Annotated in this window: 16 protein-coding genes; 14 read left to right on the forward strand and 2 right to left on the reverse strand. The window is 67.6% G+C overall.

Annotation, left to right across the window (positions count from 1 at the left end; all coding sequences use genetic code 11):
• Positions 1-46 precede the first annotated feature (46 nt).
• Positions 47-2,353 carry a hypothetical protein gene (locus ACWEWT_RS32205; protein ID WP_452564616.1) on the reverse strand — a complete coding sequence of 769 codons (2,307 nt, stop codon included), beginning with the start codon at positions 2,351-2,353 and terminating at the stop codon, positions 47-49.
• A gap of 421 nt (positions 2,354-2,774) precedes the next feature.
• On the opposite strand from ACWEWT_RS32205, the gene ACWEWT_RS32210 reads away from it, so the two are divergent.
• The 9 genes from ACWEWT_RS32210 (at position 2,775) to ACWEWT_RS32250 (ending at position 15,554) form a co-directional block, all read left to right on the forward strand.
• Positions 2,775-5,018, forward strand: a complete 2,244-nt coding sequence (locus ACWEWT_RS32210) for a hypothetical protein (RefSeq protein ID WP_452564617.1) — start codon at positions 2,775-2,777, stop codon at positions 5,016-5,018.
• Positions 5,019-5,029: 11 nt separating this feature from the next.
• Positions 5,030-7,600, forward strand: a complete 2,571-nt coding sequence (locus ACWEWT_RS32215) for an ATP synthase F0 subunit B (protein WP_452564618.1) — start codon at positions 5,030-5,032, stop codon at positions 7,598-7,600.
• Between the two features lie 33 nt (positions 7,601-7,633).
• Positions 7,634-9,118 (forward strand): PPE domain-containing protein, encoded by a 1,485-nt coding sequence (locus tag ACWEWT_RS32220; RefSeq protein ID WP_452564619.1) that lies wholly within the window; start codon positions 7,634-7,636, stop codon positions 9,116-9,118.
• Positions 9,115-9,486 carry a YbaB/EbfC family nucleoid-associated protein gene (locus tag ACWEWT_RS32225; protein WP_452564620.1) on the forward strand — a complete coding sequence of 124 codons (372 nt, stop codon included), beginning with the start codon at positions 9,115-9,117 and terminating at the stop codon, positions 9,484-9,486. The genes ACWEWT_RS32220 and ACWEWT_RS32225 overlap by 4 nt, the downstream gene beginning before the upstream one ends.
• The gene (locus tag ACWEWT_RS32230) at positions 9,483-10,175 is read left to right on the forward strand and encodes a hypothetical protein (RefSeq protein WP_452564621.1); all 693 of its coding nucleotides are present in this window, start codon (positions 9,483-9,485) and stop codon (positions 10,173-10,175) included. Before ACWEWT_RS32225 ends, ACWEWT_RS32230 begins: the two co-directional genes overlap by 4 nt.
• Before the next feature lie 17 nt (positions 10,176-10,192).
• Positions 10,193-10,564, forward strand: coding sequence for a hypothetical protein (locus tag ACWEWT_RS32235; protein WP_452564622.1), 372 nt, complete (start codon positions 10,193-10,195; stop codon positions 10,562-10,564).
• 30 nt (positions 10,565-10,594) lie between these two features.
• Positions 10,595-10,900, forward strand: coding sequence for a hypothetical protein (locus ACWEWT_RS32240; RefSeq protein ID WP_452564623.1), 306 nt, complete (start codon positions 10,595-10,597; stop codon positions 10,898-10,900).
• Positions 10,901-10,909: 9 nt separating this feature from the next.
• A complete protein-coding gene (locus tag ACWEWT_RS32245; RefSeq protein WP_452564624.1) occupies positions 10,910-13,462 on the forward strand; it encodes a hypothetical protein in 2,553 nt (850 codons plus the stop codon).
• A 91-nt stretch (positions 13,463-13,553) separates the two neighbouring features.
• Positions 13,554-15,554, forward strand: coding sequence for a type VII secretion target (locus ACWEWT_RS32250; RefSeq protein ID WP_452564625.1), 2,001 nt, complete (start codon positions 13,554-13,556; stop codon positions 15,552-15,554).
• A gap of 495 nt (positions 15,555-16,049) precedes the next feature.
• On the opposite strand, the gene ACWEWT_RS32255 is transcribed toward ACWEWT_RS32250, so the two are convergent.
• Positions 16,050-17,171, reverse strand: coding sequence for a hypothetical protein (locus tag ACWEWT_RS32255; protein ID WP_452564626.1), 1,122 nt, complete (start codon positions 17,169-17,171; stop codon positions 16,050-16,052).
• 191 nt (positions 17,172-17,362) lie between these two features.
• Here ACWEWT_RS32255 and ACWEWT_RS32260 point away from each other — a divergent pair, with 191 nt between their 5' ends.
• The 5 genes from ACWEWT_RS32260 to eccCa form a co-directional block, all read left to right on the forward strand.
• Complete coding sequence (locus ACWEWT_RS32260) at positions 17,363-18,325, forward strand: C40 family peptidase (protein WP_452564627.1); 963 nt, start codon at positions 17,363-17,365, stop codon at positions 18,323-18,325.
• A 15-nt stretch (positions 18,326-18,340) separates the two neighbouring features.
• On the forward strand, positions 18,341-20,095 hold the full coding sequence (locus ACWEWT_RS32265) for a WXG100-like domain-containing protein (protein WP_452564628.1): 1,755 nt from the start codon (positions 18,341-18,343) through the stop codon (positions 20,093-20,095).
• 534 nt (positions 20,096-20,629) lie between these two features.
• Complete coding sequence (gene eccA / locus ACWEWT_RS32270; RefSeq protein WP_452564629.1) at positions 20,630-22,387, forward strand: type VII secretion AAA-ATPase EccA; 1,758 nt, start codon at positions 20,630-20,632, stop codon at positions 22,385-22,387.
• A 122-nt stretch (positions 22,388-22,509) separates the two neighbouring features.
• Positions 22,510-24,048: a type VII secretion protein EccB gene (gene eccB / locus ACWEWT_RS32275; RefSeq protein WP_452564630.1), complete on the forward strand. Its 1,539-nt coding sequence runs from the start codon at positions 22,510-22,512 to the stop codon at positions 24,046-24,048.
• Positions 24,045-25,729: type VII secretion protein EccCa (gene eccCa / locus ACWEWT_RS32280; protein ID WP_452564631.1), on the forward strand; the 1,685-nt coding region annotated here is incomplete at its 3' end. The genes eccB and eccCa, both read left to right, overlap by 4 nt.

Here is a 25,729-nt window from a genome sequence, read left to right on the forward strand (position 1 = left end):
CCGCAGTGTACGGACTCCCACCCGCCTGCCGCGCGAGTGGCCGGTGCTACGAATCCCAGGGATCGAGGCCGGCGGCCGGATCGAGGTGGTCGAGGTTGGCGACCCGGGTGGACCACCGCGCCAGCTCGAGCCGAGTGACATCCGAAGGGCTGTTGTGGTAATTCACGGCGGCCTGCCGGAACGACGTCGCCACCTCGCTCGCGATGGCCCAGCGCGTATTACGACCCACGGAGTTCCATTCGTTCGGACTGATCGCGGCGCTCAGCGCGATATCGGAATCCCAGTTCTGGCGAACACGCTGGATGAAAGCGAGATCGGTCAGGGCTCCCGGCGGCGGAGTACTCGTATGCCGGGCGAAGTTCTCGGCGGCGACCACGGCCTGGGCGGCGAAGGCCCGCTGGGTCGTGATGGAGTCGGTCGGCCGCAGATGGTTCTCGACCGCGCGAGACGCCGCGATGGCCTTCTGCAGCGGTGCCCAGCCGTACGGATTCGTCGACATACTGGCTTTCATCGCCGATTGCGCCCGCAGCACCTGGTGGACCTGCTCCTCGGGCGTTCCACCGGCTCGCAGTACCGAAGCGAGATAGCTGTCGGGTACGCGGCTGTCGCCGAGGCCGTCGAGTGCGTTCGCGATACCGAGCGCGTTCATCATGCCGCCGTGCGGATCGGCCCGGGCATGTGCCTTGCGGAGCCAGTTCGCCCGGCCCATTCCGGTCCAGCGGTAGGTCTCCTCGCGTGATGCGGCGGTGCGCATATTCGCCAGGTCCGAACGGCGCCGCCCGAAAGCGAGCGGGTTGAGTGGGTTGGGGGTTCCCATCATCAGCCAGCCGGTGATGGGTGAACTGTTGACGGTGTTGAGCGCGGCGACCGCTGCCAGGCCGGACAGTCCGCCACCGCCACCACCGCCACCGCCACCACCGCTCGGGCCCATACCGAGCGCGGTTCCACCACCGCCACCGCCGCCGCCACCGCCGCCGCCACCACTGCCGGCAATGGCCAGCGAGAACCGGTTGGCGATCCAGTTGTTGCCGCGGGAGAGGCTGGAATTGAGCCGGCGTACCTGGGAGATGGCGACGACTTCCACGACGCAGGCGATAACGATCACCGACATGACCTGTCCGGTCGCTTCGTTGAACAGGTTGCCCATGAACAGCACGTAGACGCCCAGGAACACGATGAACACGGTCATCCGTGCGGCTGCCACGAAGGCATCGACGATATTGCGGACGAGGAAGGTCTGGGTGGGTCCGTACACGAATCCGCCCGCCGCGAAGCCGAAGATGGCCATGAACCCGTGGTAGATGGCGTTGAGGGCCGCTTTCATCACTTTGAGTGCCAGGTAGATGGCGAATGCCAGGAGCAGCGTGGCACAGACCAGCAGGATCAACCCGGTACCGACCTGGCCCATCGTGGGAGTCTTCGTTCTGGCGTAGGCGGCATCGTCGCAGTTCTTGATTGCTTCGCGGACGTTGCCGTCTTTGCCGGTCAGGACGCTGGAAGTCCAACCGGATTCACAGGCCGGGTAGTTGTCGACGATATGGCCGAAGTTCCAGACCTGAACGGGTTTACGCGCGAAATTGTCGGCCAGGTCGTGCTGCATGACCGTGACCAGCTGGGTCGGGTTCGGATTGTTGTCTCCGGTGAGTCCGGCCGCCACGGAGATCCCGACATTCCGTCCCTGGGTGAGCAGACCGTCCGAGGACAGCACATCGGCCAGCGGTTCGGCGAGGAAGACCGGCCCCAGTATCGCGACACCGAGCATGGTGATGATCTGCATGGTCGCCTTGCTGGGAAAACCGCGGACGATGAACCAGGCGACGAAGAACGTACCGATGGTGGCGGCGGTGATCAGGACCAGCGGGGTGGCGATCTGGCGGGTGAGAGCGCCCGCGACGCCGGTGAGGGCATCCCCGAACATATCGAGCCAGGTGAAACTGAAGGCGAAGCCGATGATCCAGATGGCGGTGGTCACGATGGCGATGTAGCCGACGAATTCGAGGCTGATCAGCGTCCACAACACCGTGTTGCCCGGATTGAGCAAACCGCCCTTGTCGGTGGCGAAGATATAGCCGGAAAGTGGAACGCCGTTCGAATCACGGACGTTCATCCAGCTGAGACCGTCGATCTGGGAGACGCCGCTGCTGGTCTGCGCGGTCGCCACCGCGCCGACGATTCCGGGGAAGACCACCAGGGCGAAGACGATGAGCAGCGACCACAGCAGCCGTCGTCGCCACGGGTGCCGAACGAGCCACATCCGGCCCCGGGCCACGAGCGTGTCCGGATAGAAGCGCAGCGGATCCCACTTCGGCCGCTCCGCGTCCCGGGTGGGTTTCGTCAGCGTCGGCGCGGTCATACGGCATTCACCGCCGGACATTCGCCCCGCCGGGCGGCCGCCGATGCCGCGGATGAACTGGGACGGAAGTCCGGGAACCAGCGGATCGGGACCGGACCACCTGCCGGCTCTCCACCGTGCAGATAACGCAGGTTCATCGAAAGTTTCCTCCTGCGGCGCTATCCGACCCTCGACAAGTTCGGGGCAGTCGTGTTCGTGCACGTCAGTGTATGACCGGGGACTTCGATGATGACCCGTTACACCAGGTCAGCGCTTCCCGTCATTGGGAATCCAACACAATGAGTGGGTCAGGAAGGAGTCACGCGCATGGTCGTCCGCCCGTGCCCGGTGCCTCGAGCCCGCCGGGAGCAGACCGCGCGCCGGATGGTATGTGCAGGTGTGACTTCCGCGCGGAACACCTCGACTCACGGCAGGTGAGGCCGTGGGAATCTGGAGCGGTGTCGGCAGCTTCTTCAAGGACCACGGCGACGATATCCTGGTCGGCGCGGCGAGTGTCGCCGGGTTCGCGGTCGGTGGTCCGATCGGTGCGGCCGCGGTGGGGGCGGCGGTCGGCGGTATCACATCGCTGGCGCAGGGGGAGAGTCTCCAGGACGCGGCCCTGAGCGCGGGTTTCGCGGCAGTGGGTGGGCTGGCCGGTGGTATGGGTAGTTTCGGAGTCCGGGGACTCATCGGTGCGGGACGGTCGGTCGCGCGGGCCGAGGCCGCGAATCTGGCTGCGCAAGGTGGTTCTCAGGCTGCCCGGGACGCGGCGGCGAAGCTCGCGCTGAACAGGCCGGTGCTGGGTTGGCTGCCGACCAAGATCGGCGGTGCGCACCTGACTCCCGGATCGACCTATCTCGGATTGTTCGGGGCGGCGACCGCGCCGTCGCTCGGCAACTTTCTCGAGGATTCTTTTCGTGCCAATGTGATGGGTTACCCGGCCATACCCCTGATGGATATCAGCGATGAAGACGAGGAGTGGCCCGCCAAGATGGCGCACGTCTATATGCCGGATCCCTCGCGTATGCCTCCCGGGCTCACATTCAACTCGCCCATGCAGCAGAACTACCGAACCCTGCCGCCGATGTACAAGGGGCTCCGGAGCAATTTCGGGAAGGATTCCGGCGAGACCGATTTGCCGAAAGAATTGGATATCGCCGATATCTCCGGGGACGACGCGGCACACATTCCCACCTATAGCGAGCGTGTCGATGCGATGCGCGAGCAGTACGGCCGACTCCGGAAAGGGTCGGAGATCGTGGCCGAGGCGGTGCACAGATCGGCCGAACTGTGCGGGGCCGGCCGGTCCGATATCGATGCGACCATCGAGGGTGTGAAAGGACTCGCGGGGACCGATCCGCGCGATATCGAGCGCATCAACAAGCACGCCGAGGACCTCGCCGCGAAACCCAGTGCGAACACCGGTTTGCCGTTGCTGCAGATCGATACGACCCAGATCACCGGTGAGCCGCAAGAAGACGCCTACGTGCTGACGCTCATCGAGACCGCCCTGGCCGGTGCCGAGGCGCTCGTGACCGCCTACGGGCAGGCGTTCCAGAACCTGGCAGCGGAGACCGAGGCCCAGCAGCAGGAGGCCGAAGCGGCGAAGAAGGCGGCCGAAGAGGCGAAGCAGGCGGCCGAGGAAGCGAAGAAACCGGACACTCCCGAAACTCCGGTGACTCCCGGGAACAGCAGCCCGGATCCCTACTACCAGCCCGCTGCTTCCGGGACACCGACCGCGACCACCCCCACCGCGACCACCCCCGGCGGGAACACTTCGGCTCCGCCCGCGCTCGACCTCGGCGACGACGACCCCGCGACCACTGATCCCGGTATTGATCCCGGCCGAACCGATACCGGCCCATCGACTTCGCTCGGCGGGGATTCCGGCGGGGTCGGTTCGCCGACCGCCGCCGTTCCGGCCCTGGGTGGCGGCTCGGGACTCGGTTCGGGATTCGAATCGATGATGCTTCCGCAGCTCATGCAGGCGATGCTGGGTAACCGTGGCCCCGAGGGCAACGACCGTAGCGGTAGGCAGCGCAATCGCGAAGAGGACGAACGACACGGCGACGTCGTGGCGGCTCCCGGGACCGTCCCGTCGACAGCCCCGGCCGCCGCGCAGCCGCCGGCCGTGCAGTCCAACGCGCCGGCCGCTGCGCCGGCCCGGGCCGTAGCGCCGCCCGCCGGGCCCGCGGCGACGCCACCCGCGGCGGCGCCGGCGCGAACCTCGGACGATAATGTCGTCTACACCTTTCCGGACGGCCGGACACAAGAGGTGTCGGCGACCGTGGCGCGGGTGTTGGACGCCGCGTTCGGCAATGCCGCGAAAACCGATGCGCGACAAGCCTATGAGGGCACGCCGGCGGCGTGGCCGGACGCGAAGCGGATCGGCACCAGAATCGATCCGTATCAAGTGATCACGGGCGATATCGGCGTGTGGGAGGAGCGGACCGCGGTGCTGGTCGTTGTCGACGAGTCCGCCGACGGCTCGCTCGAGGCAGTGATCGATGGCGCCCTACAGGTTGTGCATTCGCTGGCCGAAATGCGCGACAGTGCGGGTGAATTCGGGGGGTTCACCGGATTCTTCCATCCGCCGGGAATCGAAAAGAAAGCGCCCGCCACCGAAACGGCGCCAGTTGCCGATGCCACGGGTGATCAGTCCGCGCCCGTCGTCGCATCGGCATAGGAGGAAGTCCGATGGGTTGGCAGGGATTTTTAACCGATATCGCGGTCGGTACGGCTGTCAGCCGGTTCGTACCGGGGGCGAAGGGGGCCATGCTCGGCGGCGCGCTCGGCGGTGTGGCGGGGCAGGCGGTGGACGGAAACACCGGGGTTATGGACTTGGCGTCGGGTCTGGGCCTCGGCTTGCTGGGCGGATTGGGAGCACACGGCCTCAACAGCAGGGTGATCAGCAGGGGGCTCAGTGAACGAGCGGAGACCACGGCCAAGGCGCTGGCGAAGGCGGAGGAACCGGGCAATCAGTTCGCCGCCGCGGTCAAGGGGCTCAAGGATGCGGCGCGGTCGGATATCTTCGCGCGTAACGCGCTCCGCGATGCGGAGGGACACCTCGCACAGCTCAGGGCGAGTGGTGCGTCCCGCCGGGAGATAAAGCAGGCGGAGAAAGCGGTCCGCAAGGCCCAAGACGCCCAGAAAGCCACGAAGAAGGCCCGAGAGCGGGCCCGAGGGCAGGCCAAACAGGACCGTTCGGCCGCCCGGCAGGGTGAAGCGGCTCTCGCCAAGGCCAAGAAATCCGATAAATGGGCGCAGGGGTTCAACAATCAGTTCGGCAACGGCAGCAAGCTGGCCCACAACTGGGGTCGGGCCGGGCTGATCGGGCTGGGCAGCGCGGGCCTGGTCGGGGCGTACAACCTGTGGTCCGACGAGCCCGACGGCGGGGACCCGGATAGTGGCGCGACCCCGAAGACGCCGCTGACCTGGGACGGGTTGGATCCTGCCGTGGCGGCTGGAGTGATGTACCAGCAGCCCTTCGCCATGGACGGTACGCCGGCGGCGGGAACCGGATTCCTGCTCCGGCCCACGGAACTGAACCCCGACCTCGTGAAATGGTACGGAGCCGCAGGGAATTCCTTCGCCGCCTCGGTGGTCGACAATCATCAACTGTTCGGCAAACCCGACCTGAAAAAACCGATCACGCTGAAGGATGTTCCCAAACTCCCGGCAATCGGCGTCGCGGATAGCCAGGCGAGCCAAGGTGCCAGTTCGTACAAGCAGGTCGCGGCCGGCCTGGCCACGGCCGCCGAGAAATTGACCAGTTCGCAGGAGAAGGTCGCCGAGTCGGTCGAAAAGGTGGAGGAGATCCAGAAAACAGGGAGAGCCAATATCGCCGCCCTGATCGCCGGGGTGAACTTGGTGATGACGGATATTCCGGATGCCTCCGAGGTCAACTTCCTGACCGTGATCACTCAGGCCTTCAGCGAACTGATCTCCACCATGGACGATGCCGCCGCGGCCAACGAGCTGGCCGCGCAGGGTATCGGCGAGCCGGATGCGGCAGCCGATCAGCAAGCCGCGCAGGATCTGGCCAACTCCGTCGGCAACTATGCTGGTCAGCAGTACAACCCGGGTCTGACGCCCGACAGTTCGCAGATCGGCCTGAACAATCCCTGGAACCCCGGCAACCTCGGCACCAGCGATGCCGCGACCCCGGATACCTCGGCTCTGCAGGATGCCAGCGAGCGGTTCCGGGATCAGGCCGAGCGCCTGTCGGGCTCCGCGAACACCCCCGGTGGGGTCACCCCGGCTTCCTTCGATCCGGGCTCTTCTTTCAACCCTGGCGCCTCCCAACTCGGGTCCACCGATCCGATGGGCGGGATGAGCGGCCTCATGAGCATGTTGCCGATGATGATGCAGCAGAAGGCCATGCGGGATATGGCCGACAGCGATATGGCCGGCCGGATCGACGATCTCGATCCGGGGCGTTTCGACCAGGCCGCTGTCCCGACCCTGCCGCAGGCGCAGCCACCCGTCGGGACCACGCCGTGGTCGAATCAGGCGGCTGCGGCCGCGAACAACCCGGCCGCGACCCCGGCCCAACCCGCACACTCGCCGACCGGAGCCCCTGGCGGCGCCACCTCCACCCAGCCGGGTACCGGGGTGCCGAACCGTGTACCGGGGGAGGACGGTCTGGTGGCCTACTCGTTCCCGGACGGACGGACCCAGCGGGTTCCGCTCGCGGTGGCGCAGGCGCTCGACAAGGCGTTCGCGAACAAGAGCGGCACCGACGCCCAGGCCGCCTATCAGGGAACGGCCGCCGCGTGGGCGGATTCGAAGGATATCGGTCCCGCGGTCGATCCCGCCGAACTGGCCACCGGCGATATCGGCACCTGGATCATCCGGCAGCCGGTCACCGAACCGCAGAAGCCGATGGAGGTACCGGCGAAAGCCGAGGGCACCCCGGAGATCCAGCCCGCCGCGATGGTCAGCGTCGGTGGTGACACCGGCGAGAACGAGGAGCCTCCGAAGGACAAGCCGGATACGGGTTCGAGCGACGAGTCGAAGTACCGGACCGCCGTGCTGGTCGCATTCGGCGAAGGGGAGAGCGGCACCTTGGAAGCCGTGGTGAACGGGGAGCTCCGGCAGTTCGAGGCGGAAATGTCGGATACTGAGGGTGAGTTCGGTGATTTCGCGGGCTTCAAACATCCGAAGGGTGTGGAGGCCGCGGGCACCAAGGGCCAGGACTCCGAGACGATGGCGACGTCCGGAGACCAGACCACAGCCGATATACCGGCGCTTTCGATGCCGGTCTAGCGGAGGTATGTGCTCGGTGAGAGGAGATGGGACATGCCACTGAATGTCGATCTCGGCGAACTGGTGTCCGTCGCGGGCCGGTCGGCGGATCTCGCACGTGTCACGGGAGCCGCGATGCCGCGCGAATGGGTGCTGCCCGCCGGGGCGGATCCGATCTCGGCGCAGGCGGTTCCGCAGCTCAACGCACAGGCAGCGTCATTGTTCAACGCGACCATCGGCGTGCTGAACAAGATCCAGCGCGATGCGCACCATATCGGCGCGGCGGCGACCGAGTACTCCGGGGCGGACGACGAAGGTGCCCGCCGTGTCAACGCGGCGGGGGGTGAACTGGTCGCCAACCCGGTCCCGGCCGTGGAACCGGTCGGCTACCGGCGGGTGCCGGAGGGACTGGGCAATATGCCGGTTGTCACCGGGGATCCGCTGACCTTCGCCAAGCAGCTACAGAGCGGTCCCGGGGCGGAACCGGCGCACCGGTTCGCCGATTCGGTGCGGTTGTTCAATGCCAGCTCGCGGTCCCAGGCATCCTCCGATATGGATGGCGCGGGAGCGATCCTGCAGAATTGGACTCCGGTGGGCTCGGAGGTCGCCCAGCGATTCGCGACTTACCGCGGCTGGATGGACCATTTGGGGGACGCGATGGAGAAGCTGGCGCAGGGGGCCGACGACTACGGCAACGCTTTCTCCCGGGTCAAGGCGAAACACCCGACGCCGGAAGAGATCATCGCGTCCCGGAAGCGGATGCTCGCCGCGGCCCGGGCGAAGAATCAGGCGGCCCTCGCCGCCGCGACCGCGGAATACAGCGAATTGAATCTGCGGTCGGACGAGGCCGCCGGTTCCTATGCCACCGAAACCGGTACCGGTCTGGCCAATTCGTCGCAGGGCAACGGTGCGGCGGCGGAGTCCGGCTCCGGTGGTTCCGCCGATTCCCTCTCACAGATGCTGCCGATGCTGATGAACATGATGCAGCTCGGCAGCAACGGGCTGGGGCAGAACGACGATATCTCCGACGACGACTGGTACGACGACTCCTTCGACGATTACGGTCTCGGTGGCTACGGGATCCCGTCGCTCGGCAGCCCCGGCGGTGGATCACCTTCTATGCCTTCCCTGCCCGGGAGCACGGTTCCCAGCGCCTCCGATGTGCAGGCTCTCTCGGCGACGACCATGGTGCCGTTGATTCCGGGCGCCACCGGCAGCAATGTCGGCTCCCCGGCCCAGCTGCCGTTGGGCGGTGGCGCCGGCGGCGCGGGTGGTGCCGCGTACGGTCGCGGAGCCGGTGCCGGAATGCCGATGATGCCGATGGGCGGTATGGGGCCGGGCATGGGTGGTGCCGGCGGCGGTAGCGGTAACGAACGCAATCGTGTGGTCGCCTGGCATCCCGACCGGTTGATGTACGTCGACGACACCCCGCACACCGAACCCGTCATCGGCGAACGGCCCACCATCGCGCCGACGGTCACCCAGCCGACCCCGACGCCGGCCAACCAGGCCCCGACCCGCTCCGGAGGTAACGCATGAGCATCCATCCAGATGTACAGGCCGCGCTGGACGCGGCCCGCGAACTGCGGCACCGCATCGCCGATATGCGCGAGCGTATCGACGATGTGCGCGCCCGACGACCCTCGCCCAGCGGCACCATCATTCCCGAGGTGGACGCGATGGGGCGGCTCACCAGCCTGTATCTGGCGCCGGGGACCGTGGACCGGTTCACCAGCGCGGAACTGTCGACCGAGATCATGGCCGCGATCCGGGAGAGCACCCAGGACGCGGCCCGGCAGTATCAGGCCATCATGGAAACCGTGATCGCCGAGAACGCCGAGAAAACCGAGTCCGACGGTACGTCGGACGGCCGTGAACCCGCCGGCGTCGCCGAGGCGGTGCGATGACCGGTCCCGACCTCGCGGGTGTGGAAGCCGCCGATGATTCGGTATCGGCGGCCGATGCCATCGGGTGGCTGCACGAGGAAGGGCTCACGCGGCTCGCCGCGCTGGGATCCGGTGCGCCGAACCCGGCCGTCGCGTTCGTTGTCGATGTCGCTACGGGGATCGTCACCAAGTTCCCGGCGGCCAACGGTGGTATCGGGGCGGATTCGAGTACGGTCGCGGCCGATGATCTGCCCGCTCCGTTGGACGGTCCGAACCGGCTGGTGATCGTCGGCATCACCCACAGCGACCAGATACTGGTGGTCGATCTGGCCGGATCGCTCGTCATCGGGGTGAACGGCAGCCGACCCGAACTGGCCGCACGTTCCTGGGTGATGCAGTTGCTGCTTAATCCGGATATCACCGTGACCACCAATAGCGCCGATGTCGCCATCGGCAGCAGTCCACGGTGCCGGAAGAGTTTCATACCAGGTGGGACCGGTTCCATTATCAGTGTGGACGACGGGAATCCGCCGGTGACCACGGTCTCGATGAATTCCGATGTGGAGGGCTCCGACTATCTGGACGTGATCGGCGACGGTTCCGGTGAGATGTACCTGGGCGCGCGGGTATGGCCGCTCCGTTTGGTGATGACCATCGACGACGCGCCGTGGCAGGCGCTGTCGGAAACCTTGGACCGGGCAGCCGGTTAGATCCGCAGGAGAAGAATATGAACGACGACTACGACTACGACTACGACGACACCGAGGACGAAGTCGACGGCGCGGCAGCGCCGGCCACGGCTACCCCGCAGGTACACGAGGTGTTCAACCCCGACCACACCGTTGGGGTGGCCTGCGATCGAGACGGTGAGATCGTCGGGTTGCACATCACCGACGAGGCCCGGGACAACGGTGACAGCTGGCTGGGCGCGGAGATTCTCAAGATCGCCGGACTCGCGCACGCCAAATCGCGACTCGGTCTGCGGCGTGAGATGGAGACCAACGGCGCTCGCTCCTATACCGTCGATTCGTTCGGCCTGCCGACAGAGGCCGCCTATCAGGCCATGGAAGACCAGGCTTTCGGTCTCCGCCCGGCCTGATCGGTTCTACAGGACAGACAGGATACGAACATGGTGAATATCGTCTCCCTCGATGCGGTGAAGGCGATCGTCGGTGATGCCGCGGGGGCGCTCACGGTGCTGACCGATGATGTCGGTACCACGGTGGATTCGCTCGTGCTGGCATCGAAGGCCGATTCGCCGCTGGATTGCGATATGACCGGCAAGCTGGACTGGATCCGCGATACCTGCGCGGCCGCGGCCACCGATGTCACCGAACAGTCCGGTATCACCGTCGAGGCCACCGGCTACGGTACGACCGTGCTGGCCGACGCCGATATCGACGGCGGTGCGGCCGTGCGCTCGAACACGGTCTGACCGGACACGATGGCGCCGGAGCAGACGAGTCCGTACTGGGATCGGATCGTCGGCGACAACTGGCCGCAGATACCGCCGTCGGCCTGGCACAGCCTGGCGGACAACGCACGTGAGGGTGCAGCGGCCCTGAACCTCGTCGATGTGGAGCAGGCGCGACGCGCGTTCGAGGAAACGGTGCAGCAGTCGGCGGGGCTGGCGGAGATCCGGCGTGCTCTGCTGGCCCTGGAGCAGAATCCGCGGGCGTTCGCCGCCGCCCTCTCGGCCGCCGCCGATACCTTCGATACGTTCGGCGATGTAGTTCGGCGTACCCGAAACCAGATCCTCGATGTGGTCGCCGCTGCCGACGACCGGATCGAGGAGGCCACCCGCGGCGACAACAACGACGACGGCGAGGTGGGGGATGAGGCGGAGGCCGCGGTCGATCAGCAGGCCACGGATGCCATCGTGGCCGATGCGAGGGGAGATGTGCGCGATATCGTCGCCGCGGCGTTGAGTTCGCTGGGGCCGCAGGGGTTACCTCGATTGGACGATATCTCCGAGGCTCTCGGGCAGCCGGGGCCGTGGCGCAAGGGTGGTCTGCCGGGTGCGGGACCGCACAAACCCGGAGGCCGCGGGGGGCCCGGTCGCCACCCCGACGGTCCGGGTCGTAACCATCCCGGGTTCGAGCCCGGACCGTGGGTCCCCGGATTCGACCGGCCGGTACAGCCCGATCCGATCTTCGGGCAGAACCTGATAGATCTCATCGACGATCTGTTGCACCCGGGGCCGGGTCCGTCGATCCCGGGGGAACCACCGACCCTCGATGTACAGCTGCCGGTAGGTGCGGAGGATATACCTCCCGCACTGACGGATCCGGCCGGGCAGGCCGATACGGGTCCGGCACCGGCTGTGGCCGACCCGGGGCCCGGAGTGGCCGGAGTCCCACAGCCGGGGCAGCAGGGAGAGAACCCGGCTCCACCGGCGGACACAGATGCGGACGCGGCGGAAACCGGCGCCGGCGCCGACGGCACCGATGGGGCCGGCGCGGACGAGGCCGCCGACTCACCGCGTACCGAGTCCGACCCCGAATCGGATGTATCCGTGAAACCGGACCGAGAGATACCGGCCGACGGCGGCGCCGATACTCCGGACGCCTGGGGTGCGGCACGGCAGCTGGGTGTATCCGCGACGCAGGACCCTGATACCGAGAGCGCCGTACCGCCGGCGGTATTTCCGGCGGCGACGGGTCCGGCCGTGGGAGCGAGCACTATTGCGGCCGGGGCCGGACCCGGGGCGAGCACCCCGGGTCCGGCGAGCAGTCCACCGATGAGTGGTGCGGCCGCCGCGTCGGCCGCAGTGACGTCGACGCAGGCCGGCCGGGGCGCGGTGACATCGGTCGAAGCGCAGCGCGGGCCCGGTGCCACGGGTAAGCCCCTCACCTCCGGGTCCCCGTCGGGAGTGAGTGCGGCTACGGTCGGGAAGCAACCGGTGCCGGTACCGGACGGTCATGCGGGTGCGGGGAAATCCCACGGCCCGGGGGATCTCGTCCAGGACGCTGTCGGCGCGGCCATGATCTCCGCGTCCGCGCCGGCCTTCGTCGTCGGCGAACGTGTCGACGGGGATCTGGCCCTCGCGCGTACTCTGCTGGGTGGTATCCGCGCGGCCACCGATTCGTGGGTGGTCGGTGTGGACTGGGCCGTAGCGGTTCTGCGCCACTCCAGCGGAGTCAGCGCTTTCGTCACGTCGAACGAGGGCCGCGGCTGGCTGCCCGCGCGGCTACACCTGCCCAGCGAGGTCTCGCTGCCGTGGCTGTGGGCGGTATCCGAGGGATCGGAATGGGAAGGTATCGCGGACCCCGCCCGGATCCTGGTGGAGTTCGCTATCACCTGGGGTGCGAAATCGGGTGCGAAATTGTCCGCGCTGGCATCTTCGCAGCCGTTGGATTCCGGTCTCGGCGTAGCTCTCGGCTCTGTCGCACTGGCGGGTTCGGTGCCGGCCTCGGAGACCATGGATCTACGCAGCCCCACGGCGGGCACGCTGGATCGGCTCGGTCTCACCGCCGCGCCCCGGTTGCTCGATCGCGCGGCCAAGGTCGCCGACCGTGATATCGCATTGCGCTGTTTGGAACTGGCGGTCGATGCCCATACCCGGGTCGGCCGAGCCGAACTCGCGAAGGTGGACACCATGGAGGCCCCGCAGATCAGACTGCGGATCCTGCGCGCGCTGCGCGACGGCCGCGATTTCGCCGACAGTTGGTGGGAAGAACTCCAGGATGTCGACGATCTGATCGCCGCGACCGCACTCGGGCACCGTGCCGACACCGGCCGGATCGGGCTCGGGGAACTCCGTTCCGACCCGGCCGATCTCGATCCCGGCTCGGATCTGTCGATTCTGCGCACGCTCACCTTCCAGCGGCGCTGCAACGAGTTGACCCTGTTGCTGACCGAGGAGAAATCGCGCCAGACAGTGCGCGACTCCATCTACGCGCACGCACAGGTGCTGGGGCATCCGCTGTTCACGGCTCCGCCGACGGCCCCGTCTGCCCCGCGCCGGGCCACGGTCACCACCGGTGCCCGCCGGTAGTAGCCCGGCCGTCGCCCGACCGTACGGTCTCCCCATCATTGGGAAGAATTGACAATTAGAGAGAATTGCCGCGGGAAAGGACTGATCGAGCATGCCGGACTGGTTGGACATCGACCCTGCGGTACTGCGTCAGTTGGCCGGCCAACACGATCAGGTAGCGGCGGAGACCAGGGAATGGGCCCAGCCGCCGTCGGAATGGCTCGCCAACTTCGAACCGACCTACGGCAAGATCGCCAATCCGGTCAAAGAAGCGCTGGAGCGGTATTACGATGCTCGGTTGCGTGCGGGGGAGGCCCTGGCCCGAGAGCACGAACAGACCGCGGCCTCACTGCGTGAATCCGCGGACGCCTATGAGCGGACCGACTCGGAAGCCGCCGTGGCTGTCAACCGCTCGGGCGAGGACACCGGCGGCCCCGGCCGGACCTTCGGCGATCCCGGCCCGGCGCTGAGTGGCCCTGTCTCGACGGGCCCGAACGGTCGCGGCGGGGTACCCGGGGGTCTGGACGGCACCGGCACCGGCGCAGTCCCGCCGACGCCCCCGCAGGGACCGGACCGGATGGACCCGGCGGCCGCGGCGGGTCCCGGCGCATCGGGACCGAGCGGTGCCGCACCCGGTCAGAGCCAGAACGGCGCGGTACCCGGTGGCGCCACCGCAACGCCCGGCGTCGTGCCGCCCGCTGAGCCCGCGGCGGGGACGGGAGCCGCGCCGGCTGCCGGTGCGGCCTCCGGTGGCCCCGCGGGAGCCGGAACGGCCCCGCTGGGCGGCGCGATGGTCGGGGGACCACCCGGTGCAGGTTCCAGCGACGACCGTGGTTCGGCCACGGCCCCGCCCACCGGGGCGAACGCACAGGACGGGACCCCGGTCCCGGTGGTCGGCGGCCCGACACCTTTCAATTCGGCCGTGGACTCCGCGAAAGACAAGGAAGCCGAGCCCGCGTACATCGTCGGCGATGCGGTGAACGAGGATCTGGTTATCGCCAAGACACTGCTCGGCGCCGTTCTCGCCGCTACCGATACGGTCGGAACGACCTGGGCGGTAGCGGTATTGCGCGGTCCCGCCGGCGCGGGTCTGTTCATCACCTCCAACGAGGGCCGGGGCTGGCTGCCCGCCGGTCTCTTCCTGCCGCGCCAGGTGTCGACACCGTGGCTGTGGGACGAGCTGCTCGGGGCCGACGGCGATATCGCCGCACCGTGGGAAGGGATTTCGGACCCGGCGCGGATCCTGGTCGAATTCGGCCGGGCATGGGGCGGGAAAGCCAATGCGGTGCTCTCCGCGCTGGCCTCCTCCGGTCCGATCGACCCCGGCCTGCAGAGTCGGCTGAGCGATGTCGCCATGCAGGGACTCGTCGAGGCGGGCTCCGAACTCGACCTCCGAGCGGCGACACCCGATACGACCGACCGGCTCGGCCTCACCGGTTCGGTGCCCGCGCTGGAATCGGTCGCGGCGATACCGGATGCCCAGGTGCACAGGCGCTGTCTGGAACTGGCGCTGGACGCGCATGCCCAGGTCGGCCGGTCCGTTCCCGTCCATTTCGACACCTCGGGCGCGCGTGCGATCCGGGATCGGATCCTGGCCCGGGTGGATGCCGGCGAGGAGGTGCCCCAGTCCTGGTGGGACGAACTCCGCGACGCCGACGACCTCCTGGCTGCGGAGATGATCTCGCAGCGGATCGATGTGGCCCGGGTCGATCTCGGCGCCATCCGGGTTGACGATGAGGTGACGGCGTTGCGCGCCATGGTGTGGGATCGACGGTGCAACGAGCTGGTGGCGCTCCTGGCGGAGGAGCCGAGTCGGCAGGTTCTGCGCGACGCGGTCTACGCGCACTGCGCGATTCTCGACCACCCGTTGTTCGTCGCCGCCCCGGCCGCGGTGTCCGCGGCCGACGAGCAGCAGGTGGCGCGCCCGGACAGCGGAACGTCCGGTGTTTCGGCACCGGTGGAACAGGCAGGTACGCCCGCAGAATCGGATCGGTCGGCTGTCGCCGGACCGCCGACCGGCGCCGTCGCCGCTCCGGAATCCGGTGGTCCACCGCGTGGTGCGATGCCTCCCTCGGTGACGCCGCCGCCGGAACAGCGCGGAACATCGTCCTGATCTTCCGCTGAAGGCCCTCCCACCGGCGGCGCGGGAGGGTATGGACGGCACCGCGAGCGATCCGTCGGCCGGGCAACGCACCCGGGCGCCCGCTCGGCGGCACATATCGCCAGTCGAATACGGCTGACCTCGTCGCTGTCGTCCCGGATCGTGCCCCCCGTCGTCCGGCCGGGGTACCGTGCTAGGACCGACAGCCACGGAGGTGCTTCCGGCCGACAGATCACATGAGCGCGACGTTCGACCCATTCCGGCAGAGCACGGAGACGGATGGATTCGGTGGCCGGTCGGCTGCGGTAAAGGCCGGTGAAGTTCCGCCGGCGAGCGCTCGACCGGGCGTGATCGGCCGGCTCGTATCATGTTCGGCCAGAACGGAGATCCGCCGGAATGGATCGGCCGTGCGTAGGCGGAACGCTTTCCGGGGCCTCGCCCGGGGCGAGTGTGTGTCGACAGCCTGTGCAGTCGCCCGGCCGGCTCGGTTCCGCCGGGCGGGAGCCGTCAGACCTGTTTGCTGGGAGATGTCGGGCCGTACGGAATTTCGTTCTGTGGGTTCGGCTGCCCCGGATTCTGCGGCGCATTCTCGCCGGGCGTGGGTGCCGCGCCGACCGGCGGACCGGCGGCTGTCGGATCGGAGGGTGGGCCCGCGGCGGCGGGGGCCGGCTGGCCGGCCGGCGCGTCCTCATTCTCTTTGTCCTCGTCGTCCTTCTTCTGCCCGAGCAGTTCCGGAAGCTGGCCCAGCATGGGCATCAGCGCCATCGGCAGCATGGCGAGCATCGGCAGCATGGACCCGAGACCGCCGCCGGCCGCTCCAGCCGCGGCGCCGCCTGCGCCCGCACCGGCACCGCCGCCACCGGATCCACCCGAACTGCCGCCGCCGGCGGCGCCCGTGTTCACATCCTGTGCGGCCGTGACCACTTCGTCCACTTTCACCACCGCGGCTGCGATATGGTCCATCACCGCGGCCGCCTCGGCGGATTTGAGTTTCTTCGTAGCGACCGTCAGCAGGGCGGCGTTCAGGTCACTCTCGATATGTGTGATCTTCAGCAGCGTCTGCGCCTGTTCGGCGGCCACTACCTGCGAGGTGCCGTCCACCTGCGCGTCCATATCGACCAGCGAGTCCTGCCGCGCGCCCGCGGAGAACACCTGCTGCTTGTACAGGTCGACACCTTTACCGGCGCCCGGCATATACGCGGCCTGGACCTTGGCCGGCATCTGGCCGCCGCGCGGCGCGGGCGGTGGATCGGACCGGCCGAACCCGAGGATATCGACGGATTGCTGCATCGCGTTCTCGGCGTCGGCGATGAAATTGTTGACGATGGTGTTCGTTTCGCTGTCCACCTTCATCCGCACCAGCTCGACCTTGTGCAGGGGTTTCGCGGGCCCGGATCGCTCGGCGGCCAGCAACGCGGTCTCGGCGGCCGGGCCGTCGGCACTCATCGCGACAGGCTTGCCGGTGGCCGGGTCCGTGGTGTTCATCAGGGTGGTCGGCCGGTCCTCCGCGGCGCCGGGAACCGGCTGGCCGGGGCGGGGGTCACCGGGTCGGAGTCCACCGGGTGGCCGCCGATCGGCCGGTGTCGTTCCGGGAGTATCGAGATCCGCGTCTGCCGTCTTTGTGTCCATCCGCTGTTGTCGCCTCCCGTGATGTCTTCTTCATTGTGTTGTCTTCCTAAAGGTGGGAATAGGGGGACCGCCGTTCATTCGCGTGTTGTCGCATAGTCGAACGGACAACAAAGGCTTGATTGCCGAGAAATTGCCCAGAGTGCTGGGGCAGAGAGGTAAGTCGGTGCGATGAGCGAGGGTGAGCTGATCGCATGCCGGCACTGACCGACGATGTGCACGGTGTGTTGCGCGAGCTGCTCGGGCTGTACGGGGCCGGGCAGCCGGCCGAACGCGCGTCCGCGATGCTCGCCCAGAACATGGCGGCCGATCTGACCCGACTGTCCGGCGGGGGCGCTCGTGGCTACGGTGACGCGCTCGGAATTCAGCGTACCGTGCTCGACACCCAGTACGGCCGGGACGGCATCGTGACCAAGACAGCCGGGGAGTCGGGGGCCGGAACGCTCAACGGACGCGGGGTGTTGAGCGGCCAGATCTCCGATCTCCAGGCGCGGCTCCAGGCCATCACCATCATCGGTGACACCCGGTTCAGCGGCCCCGCTCTACTCGATTCGGCCCAGCAGACCATCACGAACGCGACCAGGCAGGTGAACGCCGATATCGACGCGGCACGCAGACAGGCGGCCCGGATAATGCCGCCGGTGGCGCTCGCCGAGCGCACTCGGACAGTGTCGGCGCCGTCCCGGAAACGACGGCGCCGACGACCGCGCATGGTGTCCGGTCAGCAGGTGGTCCATCAGCCCGGACGCCGCGGTATCCGGCGCAACTGGGACAAGACCCGGGGCGGCCGGGCGGCCCAGGCGGCGGACGGCGCACTCGGTCTTCCCTATATCTGGGGCGGCGGCGGAGCCGGCGGTCCCAGCGGGGGCGGTTTCGATTGTTCGGGCCTGACCCAGTACGCCATCGCGCAGGCGACGAACGGGGAAGTGGTCCTGCCGCGGACGACGTACGAACAGATCTACGCGGGGGAGCGGATCGATCCGCGTGAGGTGCGGGCCGGTGATCTCGTGTTCCCGGCCTCGTCGTTCAGTTCCCGTGGGCCCGAACACGTTCAACTCGCCGCGGGTAACGGTATGGTGATCGAGGCGCCTTATTCGGGTGCCACGGTGACCTATTCCTCCATGCCGCCCAGCGCGGTCGTGGTACGAGTCGTCTGAGCGGAACCCTCGCCCTTGGCTATCGAGATACCCCACGAAGTGGCGATGTTCCTGAACTTCATCGGTATCCCCTATCCGGATATCAACGAGGATCAGGTCCGCGAGCTGGCCGGGCATGTACGCACTTTCGCCGACGAGGTCTCCGGGACTCATGACGCGGCGACCGGCGCGATCGGCGAGATGGGGTCGGTCTATCAGGGGCAGTCGTACCGGGCTCTGGTGGCGTCCTGGGCGAGCCTGAGTTCCTCGCATATGGAACGGCTGGACGAACTGTGTCGCGGGGTGGCGAAGGCGCTGGAAATCGCGGCGGAAGTGATCGCCGTGGTGAAAGTGGCGGTGCTGACCGAGCTCGCGGTGCTCGCCGCCGCCTATGCTGCCGCCATGGCCGCCACCGTGGCGACCTCCGGTGCCTCTTTCGCGCTGAGTCAATCCATCTCGCTGGCGGCCCGGCGGCTGGTCAAGGCCATGGAGGAGATGCTCATCGGGTACATCGTGGCCGAAGTGCTGGGCAAGGCCATCGAACCGCTCGAGGACGCGGTGGGCGACATGATCAACGGGGTGGTCTACAACACCGCTGCGGATTTGCTGGGCGTCGACGGCGGCAAGGACGGTGTCGTGTACATCGATCCGGACGAGGTGCGCCGCTACGCCCAGGTCCTCGACGACCATGCCGACGACATCATGAAACACGCGGAGAAGTTCGCCACCGGGGTGGCGGCGCTCGATTTCACCACTCCGGTCGGGATGCCACCCGCCGCGATCGGTCCGGCTACTCAGCAGATCGCCCCGTCGAACACCCCGGTCGCGAACGTACCGGCCGGGCAGAGCGTGGCCCCGGAAGTCGCCACCGCACCGCGCAACTGGATACCGGGTGCAACACCGGCCGAGGACCCTGGAGCGGCTGCGCGCACCGACCGTGAATCCCCGGCGGTACCGACCGGAGCCACCGGATCGCCCGAGGCGGGGCCCGCACCGGCCGGGAACAGTGGCGCGCCGGGCGCGGGCGCCGGGACCGGTCCGGGGGCGGGTGATCTCCGCGCCACCGGTCCCGCCACCGGTCCCGCCGCCGCTCCTGCCGCCGAGACTGCTCCGGCCGCTGCGCAATCGGCCGAGTCCCATGGTGAGCGCTTTTCCGGTGCGGTCGGCCAAGAGGCCGCCGCGGCCGCGCCTCGGTCACTTGTGGGTGATCCGGCAGGTAACAGTCCGAGCGAGTTCGGTGGGCCGGCCGAGCAGCCGGTGGCACAGGCCGGCGGTACGGATTCGGTTCGGGCTGTGGATGATTCCGGCGTTTCGGCCGGGCAGGCCGGGGGCGCGGGCGGCGCACCGGCCGGCGCGGGCGGCGGTCCGGCCAGCCCGTGGAATCGGCAATCGCCCGCGCCCGGGGGCTCGCCGGGCGGCGCGGGGACCAAAGGGCGCGGGCGTCGGCGGGCTTCCGACGGCGACAAACCCGCCCGTACCGCGGGTGGCCGGCGGCGCCGGGCTGCCCGGCCGAACCCTTGGTCGTCCCGTCCGGCCGCGACGCCCCAGCCGGCGCGCACTCCGTGGGGCAAACCGTCCGAGCGCACCGAGCCGGTGGTTCCCGCCGTTGCGGCGGAGGGCGATACGCCGGCGCCTGTCGTATCGGCCGATCGGGATCAGAAGCAAGGGTCCGAGGGGAAAGACGGCGCCGCACGGGAATCGGGGGCGAACACGGCCCGGCCGGAAGTCGCGGCTCCGGCGGTGTCCGCCCCGGTTCGTGCGGACGAAGGGCCGCCGCCGCGGGTGAATTGATTAGGTGCGGCGGCCGGTGGCTCGCTGTTTCCACCGGCCGCCGCGGTTCAGGTCATCAGGGATGAGGGAACTGGTGACCTGGCGCCAACTATAGCCGCAAATAATGTGCCGTTCAACAACGGCACTGTTTTTGGGGGAAATAACTTCGTCCGCTTCGGGTAGCCGCCGGGTTGCCGGCGGGTCATCGCGTGTTCTCCTGAAAGCCTTGTATATCAACACGTTTCGCACCGAAGGTGTGGTCGGATCGCCGCCGTGGGGCGGGGTTGCGGTGGAGTGCGATGTAAAACTGAAGTACTACTTTATCGCTAAATTATGGCTCGTTCGGCGATGGGAAATCGTTTGCGGAGGTTTGCGGCTTTCGTCCGGATCTTCTCTGGAGCGATCGGCCTGTCCACGGAAAGTTATCGAATACCTCGCCGAGGGGCCGGTGCGGCCTCGGGCACTTCCCAATGTCGGGAAATACCCGATGCCTACCGTCGGCTCCGGGTGGCTTACCCTGCCAGCAGACGAGGGTTGGCGGAAGGGAAGTCCGAGGTGTCAGCGGCCGAAGACGCGTTCTACACGGGCGTGCAGAGTTTGGGATTGGTCGCCGGTGGGGTGCGCAATGAGGAGCACGCTCGCGCGGCATTCACGGCGGCCACCGATATCGATCCGGATATGTGCGACGCGTGGCTGGGGCGAGCCATGGCGGGAGAGGTCACGTCAGAGGTCATCTACGGTGCCTATCGCTCCTCGCACAATCTCTATCGTGATCAGCAGCGTGCCGGTCTGGTGGACCGGGCGCTGTGGTGTCAGGTCGAGATCGGTGTCTTCGGCCTGCGGGTCGCGATGGCCGATCGCGACCAGATCGCCATCGCCCAGGCGTGTGCTTATGCCGACGGCGGGGAATGGCAGGAAGCGGTCGCGATCCTGGACGAGGTGCGTGGTGACGACGTCGCCGACTTCGCCCGGATAGCGCTGTTCTACCGGACCGGGCGCTGGCCCGATGTCCTCACCGCGCGCGCCGCGAAAACAGTGATCGAGGACGGGCTGCTCGATATCGCCGCCGAACTGATGTCGGCCAGTGCGCTGGCGCACCTCGGCAGGTTCGGGGAAGCGTTGCCGCGGGCACAGCGGATCGTGGAGGACAGCCAGTCCGGAAGCCTGTCCTACATCTGGGCCGATGCGCACTATCTGCTCGGGATGATTCTGCGGCACAACGGCGAACACGATGCGGCCGACAAGATCCTCAAGGGTCTGCAGGGCTCGGGGTTGTGGCCCAATCGCCCGCAGTGGCAGGACGCGGTACGGGACAAGAACTTCCGGCTCGAGGTGACCACGCCCGCGGTGATCGCCTCCCGGATCGATATCTGGGATCCGAAATCCGGTGACGATCCGGCCGAAGTAGCGGCAAACGCGGCCAAGGCCGAACGCGACGAACTGCTCGAAGAGGCCTCCAAACTGCTGCAGTCGCAGATCGGTATGGACTCGGTCAAGGAGCAGGTGGACCGGCTCAAATCCGGTGTGCTGATGGATCAGGTCCGGGCCAAGCGTGGTCTCGCGGTGGATTCGCGATCCAATCACCTGATCTTCTCCGGCCCTCCCGGTACCGGTAAGACCACCATCGCCCGGGTTATCGCCAAGATCTTCGCCGGCCTTGGCGTGGTCGAGAACGCCGAGGTCATCGAGGCCTCGCGCAACGATATGGTCGGCACCCACCTGGGCCACACCGCACCCAAGACCAATGCGCTCATCGATTCCGCGCTCGGCGGGGTGCTGTTCATCGACGAGGCGTACACCCTTATCCAAGAGGGGTTGTCAGGTGGTGACGCCTTCGGTAAGGAGGCGGTGGATACGCTGCTGGCCCGGATGGAGAACGACCGGAGCAAGCTGGTCGTGATCATCGCCGGTTACGAGGCCGAGATCGACCGGTTCCTGCAGTCGAACGAGGGTCTGTCCTCGCGTTTCACCAAGCGCGTCCGGTTCCCCAGCTACGACCCGGACGAACTCGTCCAGATCGCCGATCATATCGCCGGCAAGAAGGATTCGATTCTGTCGGATCAGGCCCGTGAGGTGCTGCGGGACCGGTGCACGATGATGTCGGAACAGAACCGGGACGGTCGCCGTCTCATCGATCTCGCCGGTAACGGCCGTTTCGTGCGCAATGTCGTGGAGGCCGCCGAGGCGGAGCGTGATTTCCGGTTCACCCGCGACAATGTGGATATCGCCTCGCTCACCGATGAAGAGTTGATGACTGTCGACGCGTTCGATATCACCGCCGCGCTCCAGGGGTTGGCGCCGGTCGGAAAGTAGCGCCCCGCAACCCGCCCGGCCGGCTGTTCCCAATTCTGGGGAGTGGCCGGTTCAGGCGTGCGCGCTAGGTTGTGGCCGAGGTCGGCGGAAGGGAACGTATACCGGTGGCACGCTTCCGGGTGGTGACCAAGCACCAGGTTTCGGGTTGGCGGTTCCTGCTGCACCGGATCGAACATGCCCTGGTCCGGCGCGACGCTTCGATGATCGACGACCCGTCCCGGGGCCGGTCCACCGCGCTGGCGGTCGGGGTGGCCCTGGCCTGCGTGGGTATCGCCGGGGCCGCCGTACTCGCGTTCTTCAAACCGGCGAAACCTGTCGGTGACTCACCGATCATCGCCGAGAAGGACACCGGCGCGCTGTATGTGAAACTGGGTGAGCGTCTGCACCCCGCCCTCAACCTCACTTCGGCCCGGCTCATCGTGGGGCAGCCGGCCAAACCGGTGGAGGTATCGCAGTCCGAGCTCGCGAAGTATCCGCGTGGTCCCTGGGTCGGAATACCGGGTGCGCCCGGGCAGATCGACGACGAAGACGAAAAAGACTCCGAATGGACGGTCTGTGATACTGCCCGGACCGGTGCCGCGGCACCCGTGGACCAGAAGACCGGCCTGCCGACCCTGTTGCGTTCGGCGGTGCTCACCACCGCCATGGCCGGGCCGCTCACCGTCGACGACGACGCCGTCCACGAGCTGAGCGGTCGGCAGGCGCGGCTGCTTCGTGGCGAAGAAGCGACCTGGCTCGTGTACGCCGATCCGATACAGGGTGTGGTACGCGCCGAGATAAACCTCGCCGATTCACCGGTGATGCTGGCCCTCGGCATCGACAGCGCCGCGCAGGTGGCCGCCGCGTCACCCGGGCTGCTGGGGGCGATACCGGAGGTCGCGCCGATCCGGGTGCCGGATGTCCCCGGATCCGGGGCGACCACGACCCTGAAACCGGCGCTCGACGCGGTGGTCGGATCGATCGTCACAGTATCCACACCGAATCAACCGGCTACGTACTATCTGGTGTCCACTGCCGGGCTGGTCCGGGTCAGCCCGGTGCTGGCGTCGATCGTGCGCAATGCCAACTCGCACGGCGCGGTCGCCACGAGCACTATCGGGCCCGATGTGGCGGCGGCGAATCTACGCCCGGGCGACTGGCCGGGTACCGCGACCTACCCGGCCGAGCCGGTCGAGATCCTCGACCCCATCCGTGATCTGGTGACCTGCTACCACTGGGAACGCACCGGTACCGATCCGAACGCGCACACCCGGTTGCTCTTCGGCCGGCAGTTACCGCTCACCAAACAGGAACAGGGACGTACCGTCGGATTGGTCACCGCCCCGTACTCGGGAGGGATGACCGCCGACTATGCCTATCTACCGCGCACCACGGGTAAATTCGTCCAGGTCACCGGGGCCGAACCCGGTTCGCCGCTACGTGAATCGCTGTTCTGGATATCGGACAGCGGTGTCCGCTACGGAATAGATGCGGATCTGAAGGGCGGCGGCCGCAGCGATCCATCGCTCGCCGCCCTGGGCTTGAAGGAACCGGTGCCGGCGCCGTGGAGCATCGTCTCGCTGTTCGCCGTGGGCCCCACACTCTCGGTCGGCGACGCCATGATCCAACACGACGGGATACCGCCGAATATGACGGGTGTGCAGATGACGGGTAACAAATGACCGCGACGCGTCGTTTCGTCCGGCCGGCCCGGACGGTGCGCGGCCCCAAGGCTCCCGCTGTCACCGAATTGCGGCTGCAACCGCCCACCGAGCTGCCCCGGCCGGTGCCGATGTCCAAGCTCAAGATGATCATGCCTGTGATCATGGTGTGCGCCATGGTCGGCATGATGGTGATGATGTTCTCCGGCGGCCGCGCCATGTCGCCGATGATGCTGATGTTCCCCATGATGATGATCGTGTCGATGTTCGGCATGCTCGGCGGCCAGCTGGGCGGCGGCGGGGGAGCCAACAGCACCGCGGCGGGACTGAACGAGGAACGCAAGGATTATCTGCGCTCGATCACCGACAACCGGAAAACGGTGCACGAGGCCGAAACCGAACTCTACGACTATCTCTCCTACACCCACCCCGGCCCGGCGGGGCTGGGCCGCCTGGTCGGCGGTAAGCGGATGTGGGAGGTGCAGGTCGCCAATCCCCAGTTCCTACGGGTGCGGATGGGCCGGGGCCGGATCGCCAACCAGGTCCGGGTCATCGTGCCGGAGGCCGCGCCCACCTCCGACCTGGATCCGGTCGGTGTGGTGGAGCTGACCCGGTTCGCGAAGGCGTATTCCACGGTCGGCGGAATGCCGGTGGCGATCAATCTGCTGTCCGCACCATTGGTCGGACTCGATGGAGACCCGGAAGCCGTGGCCGGTCTGGTCCGCGCCATGCTGGCCGAGATCGCGGTCCTGCACGGACCGGATCAGGTCGCGGTGGCGGCCGTGCTCAACAACCCGGACGATCCACAATGGGCCTGGCTGAAATGGCTACCGCATACCCAGCATCCGGCGGAAACCGATGCCATCGGCTCCAGCCGGATGGTGTATCGGACGGTGGCCGAACTGCGGACCAAAGTACTCGCCGGGCTCAACCGCGGCCCGTTCTCGGCGAACAACGAGCCGGCGCTGGACAAATCGCATTTCGTGCTGGTCGTGGAATCCGGTGGGGCGAACACCGACCGCGATATCTCCGGGATCGACGGCTGCACCTGGGTGCGGATGGGCGAGTCCGAGCAGTCGTTGCCGCGGTCGCTGAAGTTCACCGTCACCGACGATCGCGCACTCCAGGAACTGACACCGCGCGGCAGCCGGCTGGTCGGTACCGCCGACAATATGTCGATTACGCAGGCCACCGCGGTAGCCCGGAAACTGTCGCCGTACCGGCTGTCCACGGTGGTGGAAGCGGTGGCCGCCGAGCAGGCCAGTGGCAGCACCTCCTGGGACGATATGGTCGGCCTCTCCGATCCGGGCAATATCCGAGTGGATCGGCAGTGGCCGGTGCGCCGCGATGCCGACCGTAAACGGCTGAACATTCCATTCGGACACGACCCCACCGGCCAGGTGGTGCACCTGGACATCAAGGAATCAGCCGAAGAGGGTATGGGCCCGCACGGAATGTGCATCGGCGCCACCGGTTCCGGTAAATCGGAATTCCTGCGCACCCTTGTGCTCTCCGCGGTCGCCGAGCATTCCCCGGATGTGCTCAATCTCTTGCTCGTCGACTTCAAGGGTGGCGCCACCTTCCTGGGTTTCGATCGGCTCTCCCACGTGACCGCGGTCGTCACCAATATGGAGGAGGAAGCCGACCTCGTCACTCGTATGGAAGACGTGATCAACGGTGAGATGGCCCGCCGGCAGCGCAT

This window comes from Nocardia sp. NPDC003963 (assembly GCF_053605105.1).

What these genes read in the sequence shown, in the direction of transcription:
- ACWEWT_RS32255 (WP_452564626.1), bottom strand. Translation starts at nt 17,171, where the DNA reads ATGGACACAAAGACGGCAGACGCGGATCTCGATACTCCCGGAACGACA.
- ACWEWT_RS32245 (WP_452564624.1), top strand. Translation starts at nt 10,910, where the DNA reads ATGGCGCCGGAGCAGACGAGTCCGTACTGGGATCGGATCGTCGGCGAC.
- ACWEWT_RS32205 (WP_452564616.1), bottom strand. Translation starts at nt 2,353, where the DNA reads ATGACCGCGCCGACGCTGACGAAACCCACCCGGGACGCGGAGCGGCCG.
- ACWEWT_RS32260 (WP_452564627.1), top strand. Translation starts at nt 17,363, where the DNA reads ATGCCGGCACTGACCGACGATGTGCACGGTGTGTTGCGCGAGCTGCTC.
- ACWEWT_RS32215 (WP_452564618.1), top strand. Translation starts at nt 5,030, where the DNA reads ATGGGTTGGCAGGGATTTTTAACCGATATCGCGGTCGGTACGGCTGTC.
- ACWEWT_RS32225 (WP_452564620.1), top strand. Translation starts at nt 9,115, where the DNA reads ATGAGCATCCATCCAGATGTACAGGCCGCGCTGGACGCGGCCCGCGAA.
- ACWEWT_RS32230 (WP_452564621.1), top strand. Translation starts at nt 9,483, where the DNA reads ATGACCGGTCCCGACCTCGCGGGTGTGGAAGCCGCCGATGATTCGGTA.
- ACWEWT_RS32235 (WP_452564622.1), top strand. Translation starts at nt 10,193, where the DNA reads ATGAACGACGACTACGACTACGACTACGACGACACCGAGGACGAAGTC.
- ACWEWT_RS32220 (WP_452564619.1), top strand. Translation starts at nt 7,634, where the DNA reads ATGCCACTGAATGTCGATCTCGGCGAACTGGTGTCCGTCGCGGGCCGG.
- ACWEWT_RS32240 (WP_452564623.1), top strand. Translation starts at nt 10,595, where the DNA reads ATGGTGAATATCGTCTCCCTCGATGCGGTGAAGGCGATCGTCGGTGAT.
- ACWEWT_RS32250 (WP_452564625.1), top strand. Translation starts at nt 13,554, where the DNA reads ATGCCGGACTGGTTGGACATCGACCCTGCGGTACTGCGTCAGTTGGCC.